Genomic DNA, 18654 nt, shown 5'->3' on the forward strand with positions numbered 1-18654 from the left:
ACTCCCTAAACGGGGGTACTGCTTTTTCTCGCCAGTACCCCGTATAATGAGAGGTTTTTAACAGGGAGAGGTCCGCGTGCATTCAATTACTACTGCGCTGGAAAGTCTGATGCGCTTTTTGTCGCAAGAGATACCGGCAGCACCTGGCATTCGTATTTACGACATCCCTTTCCCTCTGAATGACGCTTTCGACGCTTTAGGATGGCTGGCCAGTCAACCCGTCTGGCCGCAGTTTTACTGGCAGCAGCGTAACGGCGATGAAGAAGCCGCCGTGCTGGGGGCCGTGGCAACATTTTCCTCGCTGGCAGTCGCCCAGCAGTTTTTACGCCAGCATGACCAACATCCCGACCTGCGCGTCTGGGGCCTGAATGCGTTTGAACCCCAGTGCGGCAATTTACTGCTACCGCGACTGGAATGGCGACGTTGCGCGGGCGTGGCGACGTTACGGTTATTTCTGTATAGCGACATTTCGCTGCATGAAGATGCCGCGCGCGCGCGCGCATTTCTCTCAGCACTTGCCAGCGTGAAGCCGCTTCCCGCACTGCGCCTGACATTAACTGGTGAACAACACTGGCCGGATAAAGCAGGCTGGACGCGCCTGATCGCGCTTGCCACCCAAACCATTGCCGGGGAAGAACTCGACAAAGTGGTGCTGGCGCGGGCGAGCGATTTACAGTTCGCTCAGCCGGTGAACGCCGCGGCGGTGATGGCCTCCAGCCGTCGCTTAAACCTCAACTGCTATCATTTCTTTATGGCGTTTTCCGCCGAATGCGCTTTTCTGGGATCGTCTCCTGAACGTCTGTATAGACGGCGTGACACGGCGCTGCGTACCGAAGCGCTGGCTGGAACGGTTGCTAATCATCCTGACGACCACCGGGCCTGGCAGCTCGGTGAGTGGCTGATGAAGGATGATAAAAACCAGCGCGAAAATATGCTGGTGGTGGAAGATATCTGCCAGCGGCTGCAAAACTGTACGCAAACACTCGACGTGCTGCCGCCGCAGGTACTCAGGCTGCGCAAAGTGCAGCATTTGCGCCGCTGTATCTGGACGGCGCTGAATCAGCCGGACGATACGCTTTGCCTGATGCAGCTCCAGCCGACCGCGGCAGTGGCGGGTATTCCGCGTGAACTGGCGCGCGCGTTCATCCAGCATAATGAGCCTTTTGAACGTGAATGGTATGCCGGCTCTGCAGGATATCTCTCCCTGCGGCAAAGCGAATTTTGCGTGTCGCTACGCTCTGCGAAAATTAGCGGGAACGTGGTGCGCCTGTACGCCGGGGCCGGGATCGTGCGTGGCTCCGATCCCGAACAGGAATGGCAAGAAATAGACAATAAAGCGGCGGGTTTACGTACTTTATTACAGATGGAAGCTTAATGAGTCACACATTACCGACTCATATCAAAAATCCATTTATTCGATTCTTTATACTGTGTCGCAATATTGATACCGGACAATCTTATGTCAGTAAGCGCATTTAACCGACGCTGGGCGGCGGTCATACTGGAAGCACTCACTCGCCACGGCGTCAGGCATGTTTGCATTGCGCCTGGCTCTCGTTCAACGCCATTGACCCTGGCAGCAGCGGAAAATACTGCCTTTATCCACCATACCCACTTTGACGAGCGTGGGTTGGGGCATCTGGCCTTAGGTCTGGCCAAGGTCAGCCGACAGCCGGTTGCGGTGATTGTGACCTCCGGTACGGCGGTCGCGAATTTGTACCCGGCGCTTATCGAAGCGGGTCTCACCGGTGAAAAACTGATTTTACTCACGGCGGACAGACCGCCTGAGCTGATCGACTGCGGAGCGAATCAGGCGATTCGTCAGCCGGGTATGTTTGCCTCGCATCCGTCGCAAACGCTCTCTTTACCGCGCCCGACGCAAGACATTCCCGCCAGCTGGTTGGTATCTACTCTCGATAATGCTCTGGCCTCGCTGCACAGCGGCGCGGTACACATTAACTGCCCGTTTGCAGAACCGCTGTATGGCGAGATGGACGACACGGGCGTGGAGTGGCAACAGCGCCTTGGCGACTGGTGGCAGGATGATAAACCCTGGCTGCGCGAAGCGCGTCGGCTGGAAAGTGACAAACAGCGTGACTGGTTCTTCTGGCGGCAAAAACGCGGCGTGGTGATCGCCGGGCGTATGACTGCAGAAGAAGGTAAGAAAGCGGCGCTGTGGGCGCAGACGTTAGGCTGGCCGCTGATTGGCGATGTGCTGTCGCAAACCGGACAGCCGCTGCCGTGCGCCGACCTGTGGCTGGGTAACGCGAAAGCGGTGGATGAGTTACAGCAGGCACAGATTGTGGTGCAGTTGGGCAGTAGCCTGACCGGAAAACGTCTGTTGCAATGGCAGGCCACCTGCAACCCGCAAGAATACTGGATTGTCGACAATATTGAAGGACGCCTCGATCCCGCTCATCATCGTGGGCGTAGATTAGTGGCGAAAGTAGGCGACTGGCTGGAACTGCATCCGGCAGAGAAACGCCAGCCCTGGTGCGTGGCGATCCCGCTCCTGGCTGAACAGGCATGGCAGGCGGTGGCGGCACGTCGCGAGGCGTTTGGTGAAGCGCAGCTGGCGCACCGCATTCGCGAATATCTGCCGGAACAGGGGCAGCTGTTTGTCGGGAACAGTCTGGTCGTCCGTCTGATTGACGCGTTGTCGCAGCTTCCGGCAGGGTATCCGGTGTACAGCAATCGCGGGGCCAGCGGTATCGACGGTTTACTGTCAACGGCGGCAGGTGTTCAACGTGCCAGTGCGAAATCGACGCTGGCCATCGTCGGCGATTTATCCGCGTTGTATGACCTGAATGCGCTGGCCTTATTGCGCCAGGTCTCCGCGCCGTTTGTCCTGATTGTGGTGAACAATAACGGCGGGCAAATTTTCTCCCTGCTGCCGACGCCGCAAAGCGAACGCGAACGGTTCTATCTGATGCCGCAAAACGTGAACTTTGATCATGCTGCAGCGATGTTTAACCTCAAATATCACCGCCCGGAAAACTGGGCGCAGCTCGAGAGCGCGCTGGCAGGTGCCTGGCGCACCCCGGCAGCAACGGTGATCGAGCTGGTGGTCAATGAAACTGACGGGGCGCAAACCCTGCAGCAACTGCTGGCGCAGGTCAGCCATCTATGATTCTGTACGCGCAGGCAAACAAGGGCCGGGCGGATGCGCCCTGGCTGGTTTTCCTGCACGGCTTCTCCGGCGATCGTCGAGAATGGCAAACGGTCGGTGAGCAGTTTGCGGATTATTCCCGACTGTATATCGACCTGCCCGGACACGGCGGTTCGGCGGATATTCACGTCAGTGGATTTGATGACGTCAGCGAATTGCTGCGTAATACTTTATTTAGTTACAACATACTTAAATACTGGCTGGTGGGATATTCTCTTGGCGGCAGAGTGGCAATGATGGCTGCTTGTCAGGGAATATCCGGACTTTGCGGCCTGGTGGTTGAAGGTGGGCATCCAGGGCTGCAAAGCGAAGATGAGCGCGTCCAGCGTCGCCTCTCCGACGGTCGCTGGGCTGCACGTTTTCGCAACGAACCGCTACATGATGTTTTTAACGACTGGTATCAACAGCCGGTTTTCGCCTCGCTAAGCCCTGTGCAACGCCAGTCGCTGGTGGCGCTGCGTAGCCAGAACAATGGCGCTACGCTTGCCGCCATGCTGGAGGCGACCTCGCTGGCAGGTCAACCCGATTTACGTGCGCCGCTCACCACGCGCACATTTCCGTTTTATTATTTATGTGGTGAACGTGACGATAAATTCCGCGCTCTGGCGACGGAAATGTCTGTACCGACCCATGTGATTCGTAATGCCGGACACAACGCGCATCGGGATAATCCCGCGGGCGTGGTGGACTGTCTGGCTCAGATTCTGCGTCGCTGACTAAAGGACATTTTATGATCTATCCTGATGAAACAATGCTTTACGCACCGGTAGAATGGCTTGATTGCTCTGAAGGCTACACCGACATTCGCTATGAAAAATCCACCGACGGTATCGCGAAAATCACCATCAATCGTCCGCAGGTGCGCAATGCTTTCCGTCCTGTAACCGTCAAAGAGATGATTCAGGCCATGTCTGATGCGCGCTATGACGACAACATCGGCGTGATTATTCTGACCGGTGCCGGCGACAAAGCGTTCTGTGCGGGTGGCGATCAGAAAGTACGCGGCGACTACGGCGGATACCAGGATGATTCCGGCGTACATCACCTGAACGTGCTGGACTTTCAGCGTCAGATCCGTACCTGTCCGAAACCGGTTGTGGCAATGGTGGCGGGTTATTCCATCGGCGGTGGTCACGTGCTGCACATGATGTGTGATCTGACTATCGCGGCTGAAAATGCCATTTTCGGTCAGACTGGCCCGAAAGTGGGTTCCTTTGACGGCGGCTGGGGGGCGTCTTATATGGCCCGTATCGTCGGTCAGAAAAAAGCGCGTGAAATCTGGTTCCTGTGCCGTCAGTACGATGCGAAACAGGCGTTGGATATGGGTCTGGTCAACACCGTGGTTCCGCTGGCGGATCTGGAAAAAGAAACCGTACGCTGGTGTCGTGAAATGCTGCAAAACAGCCCAATGGCGCTGCGCTGCCTGAAAGCTGCGCTGAACGCCGACTGCGATGGTCAGGCGGGTCTGCAGGAACTGGCCGGTAACGCCACTATGCTGTTCTACATGACGGAAGAAGGTCAGGAAGGCCGTAACGCGTTCAACCAGAAACGTCAGCCTGATTTCAGCAAATTCAAACGGAATCCGTAATGCGTAGCGCGCAGGTATACCGCTGGCAGATCCCCATGGACGCGGGGGTGGTTCTGCGAGACAGGCGGTTAAAAACGCGTGACGGGCTGTACGTTTGTCTTCGTGACGGCGAGCGCGAAGGGTGGGGGGAGATCTCCCCACTGCCGGGCTTCAGCCAGGAGACCTGGGAAGAGGCGCAAACTGCGCTGCTGAGCTGGGTAAACGGTTGGCTACAAGGGGGCTCTTCCTTACCGCAGATGCCTTCGGTCGCCTTTGGCGCAAGCTGCGCACTCACCGAGCTTGAAGGGACGCTGCCGGAGGCGGCGAATTATCGCGCCGCGCCGCTGTGTACCGGTGATCCTGACGATCTGGTGCTGCAACTGGCGGACATGCCGGGCGAAAAAGTGGCGAAAATCAAAGTCGGTCTGTATGAAGCCGTACGTGACGGAATGGTGGCCAACCTGCTGCTTGAGGCGATCCCCGATCTGCATTTACGTCTTGATGCCAACCGTGCCTGGACGCCGCTGAAAGCGCAGCAGTTCGCGAAATACGTCAATCCGGATTATCGCGGGCGCATTGCCTTCCTCGAAGAGCCGTGTAAAACCCGTGATGACTCTCGCGCCTTTGCGCGGGAAACCGGGATTGCCATCGCCTGGGATGAAAGCCTGCGTGAAGCAGATTTCACCTTCGAAGCCGAAGAGGGCGTCAAGGCTGTGGTCATCAAGCCAACGCTCACCGGCAGTCTGGACAAGGTTCGCGAGCAGGTTGCAGCGGCACATGCGCTTGGACTTACCGCGGTTATTAGTTCGTCGATCGAGTCGAGTCTGGGGTTAACCCAACTGGCGCGGATTTCCGCCTGGCTAACACCGCAGACCATACCGGGTCTGGATACGCTGAGCCTGATGCAGTGCCAGCAGGTTCGCACCTGGCCCGGCAGTACGCTGCCGTGTATCCACAAAGATGCGCTGGAACGACTGCTATGACCGTGCAGGACATGCCCGATGGCGCACGCTTATCGGGCCTGGCGACTGATTTTACCGACTGGCCGTGGCGTCAATGGCGGCAGATTCGGGCAGAGGCACCCGCTTTACGCCTCAATGATGAGATGCTGAACTGGCGTGACCTCTGTGCGCGAGTCGACGCGATGGCCACGGGATTTGCCACACAGGGCGTGGAAGAGGGCGATGGCGTACTACTGCGCGCCTGGAATACCCCTTCGTCTGCGCTTGCCTGGCTGGCACTGTTGCAATGCGGAGCGCGGGTATTACCGGTGAATCCGCAACTGCCACAGTCGCTGCTGGATGCACTGCTCCCTGATTTAACGCTGCGTTTTGCGCTGGACCTTCAAGGCGAACGCCTCTTTCCGGGGCTGATGCCGCTGCTGATCCAGCAACGGTCTGGCGAGCATGCCGTCACCTGGTTGCCTCAGCGTTTAAGTACCATGACCTTAACCTCCGGCTCCACCGGGCTGCCGAAGGCGGCGGTCCACACCTGTCAGGCGCATCTGGCGAGCGCACAGGGCGTGCTGTCATTAATGCCGTTTGGCGCAGAAGATGACTGGCTGCTCTCGCTGCCGCTGTTTCATGTTTCCGGTCAGGGGATTTTGTGGCGCTGGTTATTTGCCGGTGCACGCATGACCGTGCGCGACAAGCAGCCGCTGGAGAAAATGCTGGCTGGCTGTACCCATGCCTCGCTGGTGCCTACGCAGCTTTGGCGTTTGCTGGTTAACAACACCCCGGTCACGCTAAAAGCGGTGTTGTTGGGTGGTGCGGCAATTCCGGTTGAGTTGACTGAGCAGGCGCGCGAGCAGGGGATCCGCTGCTGGTGCGGTTACGGGCTGACGGAGTTTGCCTCGACGGTTTGTGCGAAAGAAGCCGATGGCCTGAGTGATGTCGGTTCTGCCTTACCGGGCAGAGAAGTCAGAGTCGTTGACGATGAAGTCTGGCTGCGTGCCGCCAGCATGGCGCAAGGTTACTGGCGTAACGGACAGCTTATTGCGTTGGTGAATAGCGAAGGCTGGTTTGCCACCCGCGACCGCGGCGTGTTAAAGGATGGCAAGCTAACGATTGTCGGTCGGATGGACAATCTGTTTTTTAGCGGCGGGGAAGGCATACAGCCGGAAGAGGTGGAGCGTGTGATTGCAACGCATCCGCAGGTTCTGCAAGCTTTTATTGTGCCGATAGAAGACAAAGAGTTTGGCCATCGTCCAGTGGCGGTCGTTGAGTATGACGCCGGTGCGGGTAACGCCAATCTCGCAGAATGGGTGAAAGATAAGCTGGCCCGCTTTCAGCAGCCGGTGCGCTGGCTGGTGTTACCGCCAGAGTTGAAAAGTGGCGGTATTAAGGTTTCTCGCCGCGCGTTGCTGGGTTGGGTACGTGCCCAATATAAAGATTAAGAAATCATTAATTACATTTCTCACTTTTGCCATTCCAGACCATTGTCATTTTGTTTACCTGCTAAAGTGTAACCTATTGTGAAAATTTTTAACAAAAGGTGCGCTATGGAATGGCATGTAAAGAAGTCTTGCTGTCACAAAAACGCCGGGAAGCTCTATATCGTACTTTGCGATAGTGGTGGCTCGCTGAAGATGCTTGCGGAAGCAAATGCCTCCGAGCGAGTTAATCCCGGCGATCTCCTTTCGCCGCTGAAAGATGCTCAGTATTGTATTAACCGTGATAAAACACGGGTAATTAAAATCATTGATGCCAGACAGTATCTCTGTGACGAGTGGGAGCGTTTGCTACAGCAGTCTACGGGTAAATGATCTCAGGGTGCAGTTTTTTGCGAAGGTATAAAAATCGTCATCAACCCCGCCATAATGCACAGCACGCCGAATAACGCTCGTAATGAAAACGTTCCCTGCCAGCCGGGCAAAATCATTGAAGCTACCCACACCAGCACATAGCTGAGGCTGAGCAGGGCATAAGCTTTGCTTAGCGCCATTTGATGCAGGGCTTTGTGCCAGCAGATGACCGACAGCAAATACCCCGCCAGCCCCGCGTACAGCGTTAACGCCCCGACGCTTGTGGATAACAGAGCGTCAATAAATCGCAGCGGATGCAGCATCGGCGGCAGATTATCCATCGCATAGCCCAGACTTAACTGGGCGACAGAGGTGATAATAACGCTACACAGTCCCCAAAAGATGCCCATTACACCGCGCTCCCGAGAATAAATATGCCGGTGATAATCAGCCCTACGCCCAGCCAGTGGCGCTTTGTTACCGGTTCACGCCAGATCTTCCAGGCAGCCAGTGTGACCCAGACAAAGTTAAGACTCAGCATCGGATAAGCGATGCCGACGGGAATGTTTTGCAATACCGCCAGCCACAGCAGCATGGCCAGACCAAGACTTGCCAGAGCCAGAGCAATCCACAGCGTAATGTGGCGTTTGCGCGCGCGGATGGGCACCGGGCGGGTTGCCTGCTTTTGGCAGAGTTGCCCGCATACGCTGAGCAAGCTGGCGAGGACTAAGGCTAGCCAGATCACTTGGGCCGGTACTGAATCAAGACCAGACGCCCCTGATTATCAACGTAATCAGCGGGGGGAATGGCAAGGTGAGTAATATCCTCATCCTTTGAAATCGACAGCACCAGCGTAATGATGCCCTCCTGGCGATGTTGAGCTAACCAGTCGGCAAAGTCAGTTTGACTCACAAAGCGGCCCCCGGCATCGGGATAATTCAGACCATATTTTAGCTCACCCATTTGTCCGTACATCATGATGTCATCGCGTTTCAGGCTCCAGGCCAGGCCCGCGGCGACGCCTACGTTGTCCGCAAGCACGTAGCGGCTCGGTTGCAGCGACTCTTTGGTCATCTCAACAAAAAACTGTGGCTGTTTAGATTCCATGACCCGGTCGGGGATCGCGTATCCAAACAACAGCGCCAGTCCCAGCGGGCAGAGAGCGGCATATTTCCAGGTTTTTTCGCTATTGGTCAGCGTATACCAGCCAAAAAAAGTCCAGACCAGAAAGATGCCCCACGAGTAAAAGACCTTATAGGTTTCGATATGCGTCCAGACGGGAGACTGCAGTGGCCCCAGCGTAGAAACAACAAAGGTGGCGACAATGCCTGTCACCCCAAACAGGATGTTGATCCAGCCATTGACGCGCAGAGCGCAAGAACCTTTCTCAGCCGCCTGCAGAGCGAAGCGCGCGATAAGGATTGCCAGCGGTGCGAAGCAGGAAAGAATATAGGTCGGCAGTTTTCCTTTGGCGATGCTGAAAAACAGGACAGGCATGATAATCCAGCTCAGCAGATACAACGCGCCACGCGGGATATCTCGCTCACGCCAGCCCGTACGCAGTGCGCCAGGCAACAGCCCAAGCCAGGGCAGACAACCTGCGACAAAGACAGGTAAGTAATACCAGACCGGCGCTTTATGCTGGGCATCAGCCAGCGCAAAACGCTGAATATGTTCGATCCAGAAAAAGTAATGCCAGAAGTCAGGTTCGCGCTGTGCGATGGCTATTCCCCACGGCAGGACAATCGCCACACTGCCAATCACCGCCAGCCAGCCGTAGATGAAAAGCTCTTTCCAGCGTTTTTGCACCAATACCCACGGCAGCACGCTGAGTACCGGGACGGCAAGCGCGAGAAAACCTTTGGTCATCACCCCCATGCCGCAGGTCAGCCCCAGCAGCAAAAAAGCGATGATTTTTCCGGTTTTAGTCGTGGCCTGCATACCTTGCCAAAAACAGCACATGCCCGCCATCAGCCAGAGTGCGATGATCGGGTCGAGCACCGCGTAGGTGCCGATGCTGTACACTGAAAAAAACGTTAAAAATATAACCGAAGAGAGTATCGCGGTACGCTTATCTCGCCATAACTGCATGGCAAGCCAGGCGACCAGCAGTGCCGTCAGCAAGGTGGCAAAAATGGCTCCTGCTCTGACACCAAAGTTGTTTGCGCCAAACAGCCATTGCCCGACGCTATTCAACCAGTATCCGGCAATCGGTTTTTCAAAATAGCGTAAACCTAAAAAGTGCGGGACTATCCAGTCGCCGGATGTCAGCATCTCCCGGCTGATCTCCGCGTAGCGCGTTTCGTCAGGCTGCCAGAGCAGGCGGCTGTTGATGGGTAAAATAAAATACAGCGCAATAAACGCGATAAAGGCCAGGGTATAGCGTACCGATTTCATTGCGTCATACCTACGGGTTGCTGGCAGCCGAGCCATCCCTCTCTGCCGGGTATTTTTCCACGCACGATCTGCCCCGCAGGCAGTGTAGTGACATCGTCTGGCAATAGTTCTCCGAGAGGGCAAAACGTAATACCAGCGTCGGCTGCCCGCACGAGCAGATCGTCAAAATTCTGATGACAGGCGATGCCTTCAACTTCCGCATGAATGGTGTATACCGGTGTTCCTTTGTTCATCAGCATGTGGGAGAGAATATACGAGTTGAAATCGACAGCCTGCACCTCCTGACCCACCACTTCGTCCCATGTGGGCAAGGTGACGGGGATCTGCGGCGTACCGGTTTTCCCCGTTTCAAGCAGCGGGCGGAATAACGACGTCCCGCGACAATCACTGTTATAGCGCAGAGAAAACGTTTCTTTTGCCTCAACGACGCGGTTGTCGGCACGCCATCCGGCAACGGCGGAGCAGGTGACGGGCTGCCCGGTGATCGCTTCGAGAGCGCTGATGCCCCGTGAAATATCATCAATCAGCTGTTTGTCATTCCAGTTTCCGCTTCGTGCCTGCCAGGCGTGATGATCCCAGGCATGCAAACCGGTTTCATGGATTTGTGCGGTTTGCGCAATGATCGCCGCATTGGCCTGGCCGATCTCTTTTCCCGGCCACGCGGTTCCCGCCAGCAAAATATCCCATCCATAGAGAGAGGCGGCGTTTGAGCGCAGCATCTTCCACAGAAATTGCGGTTTCACCAGACGCCAGAGATGGCGTCCCATGTTGTCAGGCCCCACACTAAAGAAAAAACTTGCCCGAACGTTATGTCGGTTCAATGTCTCCAGCAGGCGGGGCACGCCTTCGCGCGTCCCCCTGAAGGTATCGACATCAATGCGCAAGCCAACTTTGGTCATGATGCGTGTTCCGTGATATCCACACTGCGTAAGAAGAAATCGAGCGTCTCTTCTACCGTTTCCTGCATCTCAATGGTCGGTTCCCAGTTCAGGCAGCGTTTGGCATTACGAATGTTCGGTTTGCGGTGTTCAACGTCCTGATAACCTTTACCATAGTAGCTGCTGCTTTCAACGTCACGGAAACCGGCGAACGGCGGAAAGTGTTGACGCAGTGGATGTTTTTCAAAGCAGGTAAGCAGCATCTCCGCCAGTTCCTGAATACTCGCTTCGTTATCCGGGTTGCCGATGTTGATAATTTCGCCGTCGCAGCGTCCACCTTCATTTTCAATGATGCGGAACAGCGCTTCGATACCGTCGCGAATGTCGGTAAAGCAGCGTTTTTGCTTGCCGCCTTCAATCAGCTTAATGGGCGAACCTTCCACCAGATTGAGGATCAGTTGGGTAATGGCGCGCGAACTACCGATACGGGCAGCGTTAAGGCTGTCCAGTCGCGGGCCCATCCAGTTAAACGGGCGGAATAGCGTGAAGCGTAGTCCCTCTTTTTCGCCGTATGCCCAAATGACACGATCTAACAGCTGCTTGGACACGGAATAGATCCAGCGCGGCTTATTGACCGGGCCGACGGTAAGGTTTGAGCTGTCTTCATCAAAGACCTTATCGCTACACATGCCGTACACTTCGGAGGTTGACGGGAAAATAATGCGCTTCTGGTATTTCACGCAGTAGCGAATAATTTTCAGGTTCTCTTCAAAGTCGAGTTCAAAAACACGAAGCGGGTTGCGGGTATATTCAATCGGCGTGGCAATCGCTACCAGCGGTAGCACGACGTCGCATTTTTTTACATGGTATTCAATCCATTCAGAATGAATACTGATGTCGCCTTCGACAAAATGAAAGCGCGGGTGTTGCAGAAAACGGCCAATCGCATCGCTGCCAATATCCAGCCCATAAACCTCGTAGTTATCTTCCTGCAACAGACGCTCGGTCAGGTGGTTTCCGATGAAACCATTCACGCCGAGGATCAGGACGCGGGTGCGGCGTTTGCTGGCGGAAACCGGCTGGCCGTTCAGACGAGACCCCACCACCAGACCCAGAACCTGCGCCAGCTGTGAACCTTGCATTGCAATGCCATCGCCCGCTTGTCCGGTAAAGATTTCGAGCGCGCCATCGGCGCAGGCTATTTGCAGCGGCGATGCACTAATAACGGTACCCGGTTGCGCGCCGGTGGTATTCGCACACGGGCGTGATGACCAGACGGTAAATTTTTGCGTTCCTACATAACTAAACGCGCCCGGCCAGGGATCGGAGACCGCACGTACCTGATTATGCAGCTGCGCTGCGGGGTTGTTCCAGTCGAGGAAGCTGTCGTCCGGCGTGCGGCGACCAAAACAGGTGGCATCGGCTTCCTGTTGTGGCGTTTCTTGAATATTGCCTGCTTTGATGGTGGGCAGCGCCTGTTCCAGAACATGGCGGGCAGCCTGGCACAGTTTATGGTGCAATGTTAACGTGACATCATCGGGTGATATCGCAACACGCTGCTGGGCGACAATGGCGCCGGCATCCGCACGTTTGACCATCCGATGAAGCGTCACGCCGGTTTCTGTCTCGCCATTGACCAGCACCCAGTTCAGCGGTGCGCGACCACGATATTTCGGCAACAGTGAACCGTGCAGGTTAAATGCGCCCGCGGGGGCGAGGTTAAGAATGTCATCGCTGAGTAAATGGCGATAGTAGAACGAAAAGATGACATCGGGGGCGAGCTGGCTGATGCGTTCAATCCACAACGGATGATTGACGTTGTCCGGTGCGTATACCGGGATCCCTGCGCTGGCAGCAAGCCGGGAAACGGAGCCAAAAAACGCTTTTTCACCAGGATTATCGGTGTGCGTGAAAATAGCAGCGATTTCATAACCCGCATCCAGCAAAGCTTGAATCCCCTGACATCCCATATCGTGATAAGCAAATACGACGGCTTTCATGCGTGGTTTTCCTCGGTTGACTGCGTAATTTGTGGACGAATAACGTGTTGAACAAAATAACGGGGGCGGGCGCGGACATCGTTATAGATGCGACCGATATACTCGCCGAGTAATCCCATGCCAATGAACTGTGCGCCGATAAACGTAAACAGCACGGCAAACAGCATAAATACGCCTTCTGCAGCCCACTGCGGACCAAGCGTCAGGCGAAGCACGACCAGCAGGACGGACAGGGTGAAACCCGTGGCGGCGATCACGCTGCCCAGCAGGCTCAGCATACGCAGCGGCGTGGTGGTCAGGCAGGTCACCAGGTCGTACATCAGGTTAATCAGGCGCATAAAGCTGTACTTTGAATCGCCAAATTCACGTTCAGCGTGGTGTACCGGAATTTCCGTCGCGCGACGGGCAAAAATGTTGGCCAGAATAGGAATGAAGGTGCTGCGCTCCTGGCAATGCAGCATGGCATCAACAATGTGACGGCGATAAGCGCGAAGCATGCAGCCATAATCTCCCATCGCTTTGCCGGTGGTGCGCTGAATCAGATGGTTGATCATCCTGGAGGCTGTCTTACGAAAGATGCTGTCCTGCCTGTTTTGGCGCACTGTTCCGACGACATCGAAACCCTGGTCCGCGGTAGCGACCAGACGCGGGATCTCTTCAGGCGGGTTCTGCAAATCAGCATCCAGCGTGATAATTAAATCACCGGTGACGTGGCTGAAACCGGCCATAATCGCCGAGTGCTGCCCGTAATTTCGATTCAGTAAAATAGAGACAATATGGCTGTTTTCGGCCTGTGAGGCTTCCATCATCAACTGTGCGGAATTGTCGCTACTGCCGTCATCGATCAGCAGAATTTCATATTCTTTCTCCAGCTTTTCACAGGCGGCGCAGGTGCGTCGGATTAACTCTGGCAGGCTTTCCTGTTCGTTAAAAACGGGAATGACCACCGAGACTTTTTTGATCGGTGCAGCTTCAAACATGGTCATTGTCCTGCTATCTGGCGAAGTGCCGTAATGACGCGTTGAGTGTCATCGGCGGTCATATCGGGGAACAACGGCAAGGAACAGATGCGTGCGCTATTCCATTCGGTGTTGGGGAGCGAAAGGTCAGGGAAGCGTTCGCGATAATACTTTTGCGTATGCGCTGCGCGAAAATGCAGGCCGGTGCCAATACCGTTCGCCTTCAGCGCTTCCATTAAGGCATCCCGGCTCAGGCCGCAACGCGCTTCATCAACGCGAATAATGAACAGATGCCAGGCGTGAATGTGCGACCATTGCGGCAGACTTAACGGTTGAAAAGGTGTCTCTGCCAGCGCTTGCTGATACTGGTGAGCAATTTCTGCACGACGCGCATTTATTCGACCAAGTTTGTCCAGTTGCACCAGGGCGATGGCAGCATTGATATCGGTCAGGTTGTACTTGTATCCAGGGGCCAGAACTTCCGCCTGCGGCGCACGACCGTAGGTTTGCCGGTCATAAGCATCCACGCCCAGACCGTGGAATTTCAGACTGCGTAGCCGTTGTGCGAGTGCGCTGTCGTCGGTAACGATCAGCCCACCTTCCGCGCAGGTGACATTTTTGATGGCGTGAAAGGAGAAAATTGCCGTGCCGCGCGCGCCAACATGACGGCTCTTGTATAATGTTCCCACCGCATGGGCTGCATCTTCGATGATCGGGATGCCATAACGCTCGCCGATGGCGTATATCGCATCAAGATCGGTAGGAGCGCCGGCATAATGCACCGGAATAATCGCTTTGGTTCGTGGGGTAATGGCCGCTTCGATTTGTTCGGGGGTGACCATCAGCGTATCGCGGTCGACATCGATCATCACCGGCGTCGCACCCAGCAGGACAATCATATTGATCGTGGAAACCCACGTCATCGACGGGGTGATCACCTCATCACCTGCGCCCACGTCAAGCGCCATCAGCGTGATGTGCATACCTGCAGTCGCAGAGCAGACGGCAACGGCATTTTGGTTTCCTGTCAGCCGACAGAAAGCCTCTTCCAGTTGCTGATTTTTAGGGCCGGTGGTTATCCATCCAGAGTCCAGAACGGCTTTGATAGCGGCAAGCTCTTCAGCACCTAAGGCTGGGCGAGAGAAAGGCAAAAAGTCAGACATCATTATTCCTTCAAGCCATTAAACGCCATCGCATATTTATTGGGGTAATAAACAGGGGTGTCGTTAATTATTTCATCAGGCTGCAAAGATTAATGATTGAAGGTTAATTTATCCTTAAGAGTTTAAGGTTCGGGGTATAAAAATAAAGGCAGGGGGAGGTGATTTATTTGTTTGAATATAAAGTATTTTTAGTCGTCATGGCGGTATTGGTCTCTGTTGCTGAATGCTGAGAACAATACCGCTATTGTGAACATTGTTTATATTACGTTTAAACTCGTGGGGCTTACAGTAACCCTTTCAAGGTTAACGTTTTACGCGTGGCGATGTTTAAGTCGTACTGGGCGAGATCCTGCGGCTTAACCCAGGCGAAATCCTGGAACTCTTCGTTAATCTTCACCTCGCGATTGGCTGAAACACAATCGAAGATAAGATAAATCATGTAGATCTCTTCCTGACGACCATCAGCATAGGTTTTGGTGCGGATATCGTCGCTGAAGGTCCACGGGGTAATCTCTGTGAGCTCAAGTTGCTCGCCCAGCTCTTCGCGCACTTCCCGACGTAAGGCCTCTTCGATGCGTTCACCCTGTTCAACGCCGCCGCCAGAAAGCGCCCACTGACCGGGGAATACACCGCGATCGTCGGCCATTTTGCACAATAAATAACAACCATCGTTCTGAATTAATGGGCAAACAATAGTCCTTTGACGCACGACGACATTCCTTAAGCAGAGAGGTGATAGATAAAGAATACGGGAGCCAGGGGGAAGGTGAAAGTGATCATTATCAATTCAGCCGTGACTTCCCAAAAACTCGTTGGTTAGTATTTAGTTACAATATGTTATTGCATCGCTTTTTTAGCTCATTGATTCCTCGCCACCAGGCAGTACAATCCAGCGGTTTTGGGGCTATGTTTTGATTCTTGCTGGAAAGGATAGAAAATGAAAAAAAGTTTAATGTTGGGTTTTGCCGGAATGCTGTTTGTTTCCGCGTCGGCGAGCGCAATTAGCATTAGTGGCCAGGCGGGAGAAGATTACACCAATCTTGGATTCGGCATGGGCACGGAGACCACGGGTCTGGCGGTCAGCGGTAACTGGATGCATAACGATGACGACGGCGATGTTGCCGGGCTGGGCCTTGGCCTGAACATCCCGTTGGGTCCTCTGCTGGCCACCGTTGGCGGTAAAGGCGTTTATACCAACCCAAACGACGGTGATGAAGGTTACGCGGCGGCGGTTGGCGGTGGTTTACAGTGGCCAATTGGTGACAGCTTCCGTCTGTTTGGTGAGTACTACTACTCTCCGGATTCGCTTTCCAGCGGTATTGATAGCTACGAAGAAGCCAATGCTGGCGCGCGTCTGACCATTATTCGCCCATTGAGCATCGAAGCCGGTTATCGCTACCTGAACCTGGCGGGTAAAGATGGCAACCGTGACAACGCGGTTGCTGACGGCCCGTACGTTGGGGTTAACGCCAGTTTCTGATGTCCCTGGCGCGGCGTTCAGCCGCGCCTGTTTTTACGTCCCACTCCTTTTCCTTCCTCCATGTTCCCCCTCCGTTGCGTTATAGTGTTTTGATTGCATAAGCAGGAGAACACAATGTTAAACGTGGAGATGCTATCCACCGGGGATGAAGTGTTGCACGGCCAGATCGTCGACACCAACGCCGCCTGGCTGGCTGATTTTTTCTTTAATCAGGGATTACCGTTAACCCGCCGCAATACGGTGGGCGACAATCTTGACGATCTGGTCGCTATTTTGCGCGAACGCAGCGAACATGCCGATATATTGATTGTTAATGGTGGCTTAGGGCCAACCAGCGATGATTTAAGCGCGCTGGCGGCGGCAACGGCAAAAGGTGAAGGGCTGGTGCTGCATGACGCCTGGCTGGCTCAAATGGAGCATTATTTTCGCGAGCGTGGGCGCGTGATGGCACCGAGCAACCGCAAGCAGGCTGAATTACCTGCCAGCGCGGAGTTTATTAATAATCCCGTCGGGACCGCCTGCGGATTCGCCATTACGCTCAACCGCTGCCTGATGTTCTTTACGCCGGGCGTGCCGTCAGAATTTAAAGTGATGGTTGAACATGAGATCCTGCCGCGCCTGCGGGAGCGTTTCTCCCTCTCTCAGCCCCCGCTATGCCTGCGATTAACCACTTTTGGTCGTTCTGAAAGTGAGCTTGCGCAAAGCCTGGATCCGCTGCCCTTACCGCCAGGGGTGACGATGGGGTATCGCTCGTCTATGCCGATTATCGAGCTGAAGCTAACCGGGCCGGATTCCCAACGTGAAGCGATGCTGGCGCTCTGGCCGGAGGTTAAACGGGTTGCCGGGCAGAATATGATATTTGAAGGTACGGAAGGGCTTCCTGCACAAATTGCACGTACTTTGCAGTCGCGGCAGTTCAGCCTGACGCTGAGCGAGCAGTTTACTGCGGGCCTGGTAGCGCTCCAGCTTTCCCGCGCTAACGCCCCGCTGTTGGCCAGTGAAGTGGTGCCTTCTCAGGAAGAAACGCTGGCGCAAACGGCGCACTGGATAACTGAGCGACGCGGCAACCATTACGCGGAGCTGGCGCTGGCGGTATCGGGTTTCGAAAACGAACATATTAACTTTGCGCTGGCAACACCCGGAGGTACGCACGCGTTGCGTGTGCGACTTAGCGCTAATCGTTACAGCTTGCCGGTGCGTCAGGAAGTCTGCGCGATGATGGCGCTGAACATGTTGCGTCGTTGGCTTCATGGCCAGGATATTGCCAGCGAGCATGGCTGGATCGACGTGGTTGAATCGTTGACGGTGTAGCATTTAACGGGAAGGCGTCCCCGCCTTCCCGTCATCAGTCCATCCTGTTGTACTCCTTGCGAAAATATCAGTGACTTATTTCACAATTCTCTCCGTTATTTCTCCAGTACGCTGGAAGAACAGAGGGATTTGACGCACTTCACAATTTTGCCCACGTTGACCGACCACACTGATTCCAGTATCTCAGACTGGAGTCCAGTATGTTGGAATCAAGTAAAGTTCCTGCGCTCACCAGAGCGATCGACATTCTCAATCTTATTGCGCGTATCGGACCCTGCAGCGCCGCGACGATCATCGACACGTTGAGGATCCCCAAAAGCACCGCCTATCTGCTGCTTAATGAGCTGAAGCGCCAACGCTTTATCAGCCTTGATCACCAGGAAAACTACTGCCTGTGGACCAAGCTGGTGGAACTGTCCGGGCATGCGCTGAGCAAGATGGATTTGCGCGAGCTGGCGCGCCCGCGTCTGACGCAACTAATGGATGAGACTGGATTGCTCTGCCATCTGGGGATCATCGACCATGAAAGCGCTTATTACATTCTGAAAGTGGAATCGTCTTCCACCATCAGCGTGCGTTCGCACGAAGGTAAAAGTCTCTCACTCTATCGTTCAGGTATTGGCAAATGCCTGCTGGCCTGGCAACCCGCCGTTGTACGTAACACCATTATTGGGCAGTTGGTGTGGGAGCAGGCAACGCCGACCACCATCACCAACCCGCAACGATTAAATGACGAGCTGGAACGTATTCGTCAACGCGGATGGAGTTTTGACAATGGCGAAGATTATCCGGATGTCCGCTGCGTCGCGGCCCCCGTGTTTAACGCCAGTAATGCGCTGACCGCAGCGATCTCGGTGGTCGGCACCCGTCTACAGATTAACGAAGAGAACCGTGACTACCTGGCCGGGAAAGCCATTGCCTGCGCCAAAGATATTTCACGCCTGTTGGGATGGAAAAGTCCCTTCGACTCACTCGCATCATAAAAAG

Annotated in this window: 18 protein-coding genes; 10 read left to right on the forward strand and 8 right to left on the reverse strand. The window is 54.9% G+C overall.

Annotated elements, in window-relative coordinates; genetic code table 11:
• Positions 1-76 precede the first annotated feature (76 nt).
• The 7 genes from menF (at position 77) to pmrD (ending at position 7500) form a co-directional block, all read left to right on the forward strand.
• Complete coding sequence (gene menF / locus JQ822_RS12805) at positions 77-1375, forward strand: isochorismate synthase MenF (RefSeq protein WP_213133766.1); 1299 nt, start codon at positions 77-79, stop codon at positions 1373-1375.
• Between the two features lie 84 nt (positions 1376-1459).
• Complete coding sequence (gene menD, locus JQ822_RS12810) at positions 1460-3130, forward strand: 2-succinyl-5-enolpyruvyl-6-hydroxy-3-cyclohexene-1-carboxylic-acid synthase (RefSeq protein WP_213133767.1); 1671 nt, start codon at positions 1460-1462, stop codon at positions 3128-3130.
• Positions 3127-3885 carry a 2-succinyl-6-hydroxy-2,4-cyclohexadiene-1-carboxylate synthase gene (gene menH, locus JQ822_RS12815; protein ID WP_213133768.1) on the forward strand — a complete coding sequence of 253 codons (759 nt, stop codon included), beginning with the start codon at positions 3127-3129 and terminating at the stop codon, positions 3883-3885. Before menD ends, menH begins: the two co-directional genes overlap by 4 nt.
• A gap of 14 nt (positions 3886-3899) precedes the next feature.
• Entirely contained in the window at positions 3900-4757 is an 858-nt protein-coding gene (gene menB / locus JQ822_RS12820) for a 1,4-dihydroxy-2-naphthoyl-CoA synthase (RefSeq protein WP_096756386.1), read from the forward strand.
• Positions 4757-5719 carry an o-succinylbenzoate synthase gene (gene menC, locus JQ822_RS12825; protein WP_213133769.1) on the forward strand — a complete coding sequence of 321 codons (963 nt, stop codon included), beginning with the start codon at positions 4757-4759 and terminating at the stop codon, positions 5717-5719. The genes menB and menC overlap by 1 nt, the downstream gene beginning before the upstream one ends.
• A complete protein-coding gene (gene menE, locus JQ822_RS12830) occupies positions 5716-7131 on the forward strand; it encodes an o-succinylbenzoate--CoA ligase (RefSeq protein WP_213133770.1) in 1416 nt (471 codons plus the stop codon). Before menC ends, menE begins: the two co-directional genes overlap by 4 nt.
• 105 nt (positions 7132-7236) lie before the next feature.
• A complete protein-coding gene (gene pmrD, locus JQ822_RS12835) occupies positions 7237-7500 on the forward strand; it encodes a signal transduction protein PmrD (protein WP_213133771.1) in 264 nt (87 codons plus the stop codon).
• Positions 7501-7502: 2 nt separating this feature from the next.
• Here the strand turns inward: pmrD and arnF are convergent, their stop codons facing one another.
• The 8 genes from arnF to nudI all read right to left on the reverse strand — a co-directional run bounded on the left by arnF (position 7503) and on the right by nudI (position 15585).
• Positions 7503-7889: a 4-amino-4-deoxy-L-arabinose-phosphoundecaprenol flippase subunit ArnF gene (gene arnF / locus JQ822_RS12840; protein ID WP_213133772.1), complete on the reverse strand. Its 387-nt coding sequence runs from the start codon at positions 7887-7889 to the stop codon at positions 7503-7505.
• The gene (gene arnE, locus JQ822_RS12845; protein ID WP_213133773.1) at positions 7889-8224 is read right to left on the reverse strand and encodes a 4-amino-4-deoxy-L-arabinose-phosphoundecaprenol flippase subunit ArnE; all 336 of its coding nucleotides are present in this window, start codon (positions 8222-8224) and stop codon (positions 7889-7891) included. The genes arnF and arnE overlap by 1 nt, the downstream gene beginning before the upstream one ends.
• Positions 8221-9876: a lipid IV(A) 4-amino-4-deoxy-L-arabinosyltransferase gene (gene arnT, locus JQ822_RS12850; RefSeq protein ID WP_213133774.1), complete on the reverse strand. Its 1656-nt coding sequence runs from the start codon at positions 9874-9876 to the stop codon at positions 8221-8223. The genes arnE and arnT overlap by 4 nt, the downstream gene beginning before the upstream one ends.
• A complete protein-coding gene (gene arnD, locus JQ822_RS12855) occupies positions 9873-10775 on the reverse strand; it encodes a 4-deoxy-4-formamido-L-arabinose-phosphoundecaprenol deformylase (protein ID WP_213133775.1) in 903 nt (300 codons plus the stop codon). The genes arnT and arnD overlap by 4 nt, the downstream gene beginning before the upstream one ends.
• Positions 10772-12754 carry a bifunctional UDP-4-amino-4-deoxy-L-arabinose formyltransferase/UDP-glucuronic acid oxidase ArnA gene (arnA, locus tag JQ822_RS12860; RefSeq protein ID WP_213133776.1) on the reverse strand — a complete coding sequence of 661 codons (1983 nt, stop codon included), beginning with the start codon at positions 12752-12754 and terminating at the stop codon, positions 10772-10774. The genes arnD and arnA overlap by 4 nt, the downstream gene beginning before the upstream one ends.
• On the reverse strand, positions 12751-13734 hold the full coding sequence (gene arnC, locus JQ822_RS12865) for an undecaprenyl-phosphate 4-deoxy-4-formamido-L-arabinose transferase (protein WP_213133777.1): 984 nt from the start codon (positions 13732-13734) through the stop codon (positions 12751-12753). Before arnC ends, arnA begins: the two co-directional genes overlap by 4 nt.
• A gap of 2 nt (positions 13735-13736) precedes the next feature.
• On the reverse strand, positions 13737-14876 hold the full coding sequence (gene arnB, locus JQ822_RS12870; RefSeq protein WP_213133778.1) for a UDP-4-amino-4-deoxy-L-arabinose aminotransferase: 1140 nt from the start codon (positions 14874-14876) through the stop codon (positions 13737-13739).
• Between the two features lie 283 nt (positions 14877-15159).
• Positions 15160-15585, reverse strand: a complete 426-nt coding sequence (nudI, locus tag JQ822_RS12875; RefSeq protein WP_213133779.1) for a nucleoside triphosphatase NudI — start codon at positions 15583-15585, stop codon at positions 15160-15162.
• A gap of 228 nt (positions 15586-15813) precedes the next feature.
• Here nudI and JQ822_RS12880 point away from each other — a divergent pair, with 228 nt between their 5' ends.
• The 3 genes from JQ822_RS12880 to JQ822_RS12890 all read left to right on the forward strand — a co-directional run bounded on the left by JQ822_RS12880 (position 15814) and on the right by JQ822_RS12890 (position 18650).
• The gene (locus tag JQ822_RS12880) at positions 15814-16356 is read left to right on the forward strand and encodes a YfaZ family outer membrane protein (protein ID WP_213133780.1); all 543 of its coding nucleotides are present in this window, start codon (positions 15814-15816) and stop codon (positions 16354-16356) included.
• 114 nt (positions 16357-16470) lie between these two features.
• Positions 16471-17667, forward strand: a complete 1197-nt coding sequence (locus tag JQ822_RS12885; protein WP_213133781.1) for a nicotinamide mononucleotide deamidase-related protein YfaY — start codon at positions 16471-16473, stop codon at positions 17665-17667.
• A gap of 200 nt (positions 17668-17867) precedes the next feature.
• Positions 17868-18650: an IclR family transcriptional regulator gene (locus JQ822_RS12890; RefSeq protein ID WP_135321211.1), complete on the forward strand. Its 783-nt coding sequence runs from the start codon at positions 17868-17870 to the stop codon at positions 18648-18650.
• The last annotated feature ends 4 nt before the right edge of the window (positions 18651-18654 follow it).

Origin of the sequence: Citrobacter sp. FP75 (assembly GCF_018342065.1) — a bacterium.
Lineage (GTDB): Bacteria > Pseudomonadota > Gammaproteobacteria > Enterobacterales > Enterobacteriaceae > Citrobacter.

What these genes read in the sequence shown, in the direction of transcription:
- JQ822_RS12890 (WP_135321211.1), top strand. Translation starts at nt 17,868, where the DNA reads ATGTTGGAATCAAGTAAAGTTCCTGCGCTCACCAGAGCGATCGACATT.
- menH (WP_213133768.1), top strand. Translation starts at nt 3,127, where the DNA reads ATGATTCTGTACGCGCAGGCAAACAAGGGCCGGGCGGATGCGCCCTGG.
- arnA (WP_213133776.1), bottom strand. Translation starts at nt 12,754, where the DNA reads ATGAAAGCCGTCGTATTTGCTTATCACGATATGGGATGTCAGGGGATT.
- JQ822_RS12885 (WP_213133781.1), top strand. Translation starts at nt 16,471, where the DNA reads ATGTTAAACGTGGAGATGCTATCCACCGGGGATGAAGTGTTGCACGGC.
- menB (WP_096756386.1), top strand. Translation starts at nt 3,900, where the DNA reads ATGATCTATCCTGATGAAACAATGCTTTACGCACCGGTAGAATGGCTT.
- pmrD (WP_213133771.1), top strand. Translation starts at nt 7,237, where the DNA reads ATGGAATGGCATGTAAAGAAGTCTTGCTGTCACAAAAACGCCGGGAAG.
- JQ822_RS12880 (WP_213133780.1), top strand. Translation starts at nt 15,814, where the DNA reads ATGAAAAAAAGTTTAATGTTGGGTTTTGCCGGAATGCTGTTTGTTTCC.
- arnB (WP_213133778.1), bottom strand. Translation starts at nt 14,876, where the DNA reads ATGTCTGACTTTTTGCCTTTCTCTCGCCCAGCCTTAGGTGCTGAAGAG.
- arnD (WP_213133775.1), bottom strand. Translation starts at nt 10,775, where the DNA reads ATGACCAAAGTTGGCTTGCGCATTGATGTCGATACCTTCAGGGGGACG.
- arnC (WP_213133777.1), bottom strand. Translation starts at nt 13,734, where the DNA reads ATGTTTGAAGCTGCACCGATCAAAAAAGTCTCGGTGGTCATTCCCGTT.
- menE (WP_213133770.1), top strand. Translation starts at nt 5,716, where the DNA reads ATGACCGTGCAGGACATGCCCGATGGCGCACGCTTATCGGGCCTGGCG.
- arnT (WP_213133774.1), bottom strand. Translation starts at nt 9,876, where the DNA reads ATGAAATCGGTACGCTATACCCTGGCCTTTATCGCGTTTATTGCGCTG.
- arnF (WP_213133772.1), bottom strand. Translation starts at nt 7,889, where the DNA reads ATGGGCATCTTTTGGGGACTGTGTAGCGTTATTATCACCTCTGTCGCC.
- menC (WP_213133769.1), top strand. Translation starts at nt 4,757, where the DNA reads ATGCGTAGCGCGCAGGTATACCGCTGGCAGATCCCCATGGACGCGGGG.
- menD (WP_213133767.1), top strand. Translation starts at nt 1,460, where the DNA reads ATGTCAGTAAGCGCATTTAACCGACGCTGGGCGGCGGTCATACTGGAA.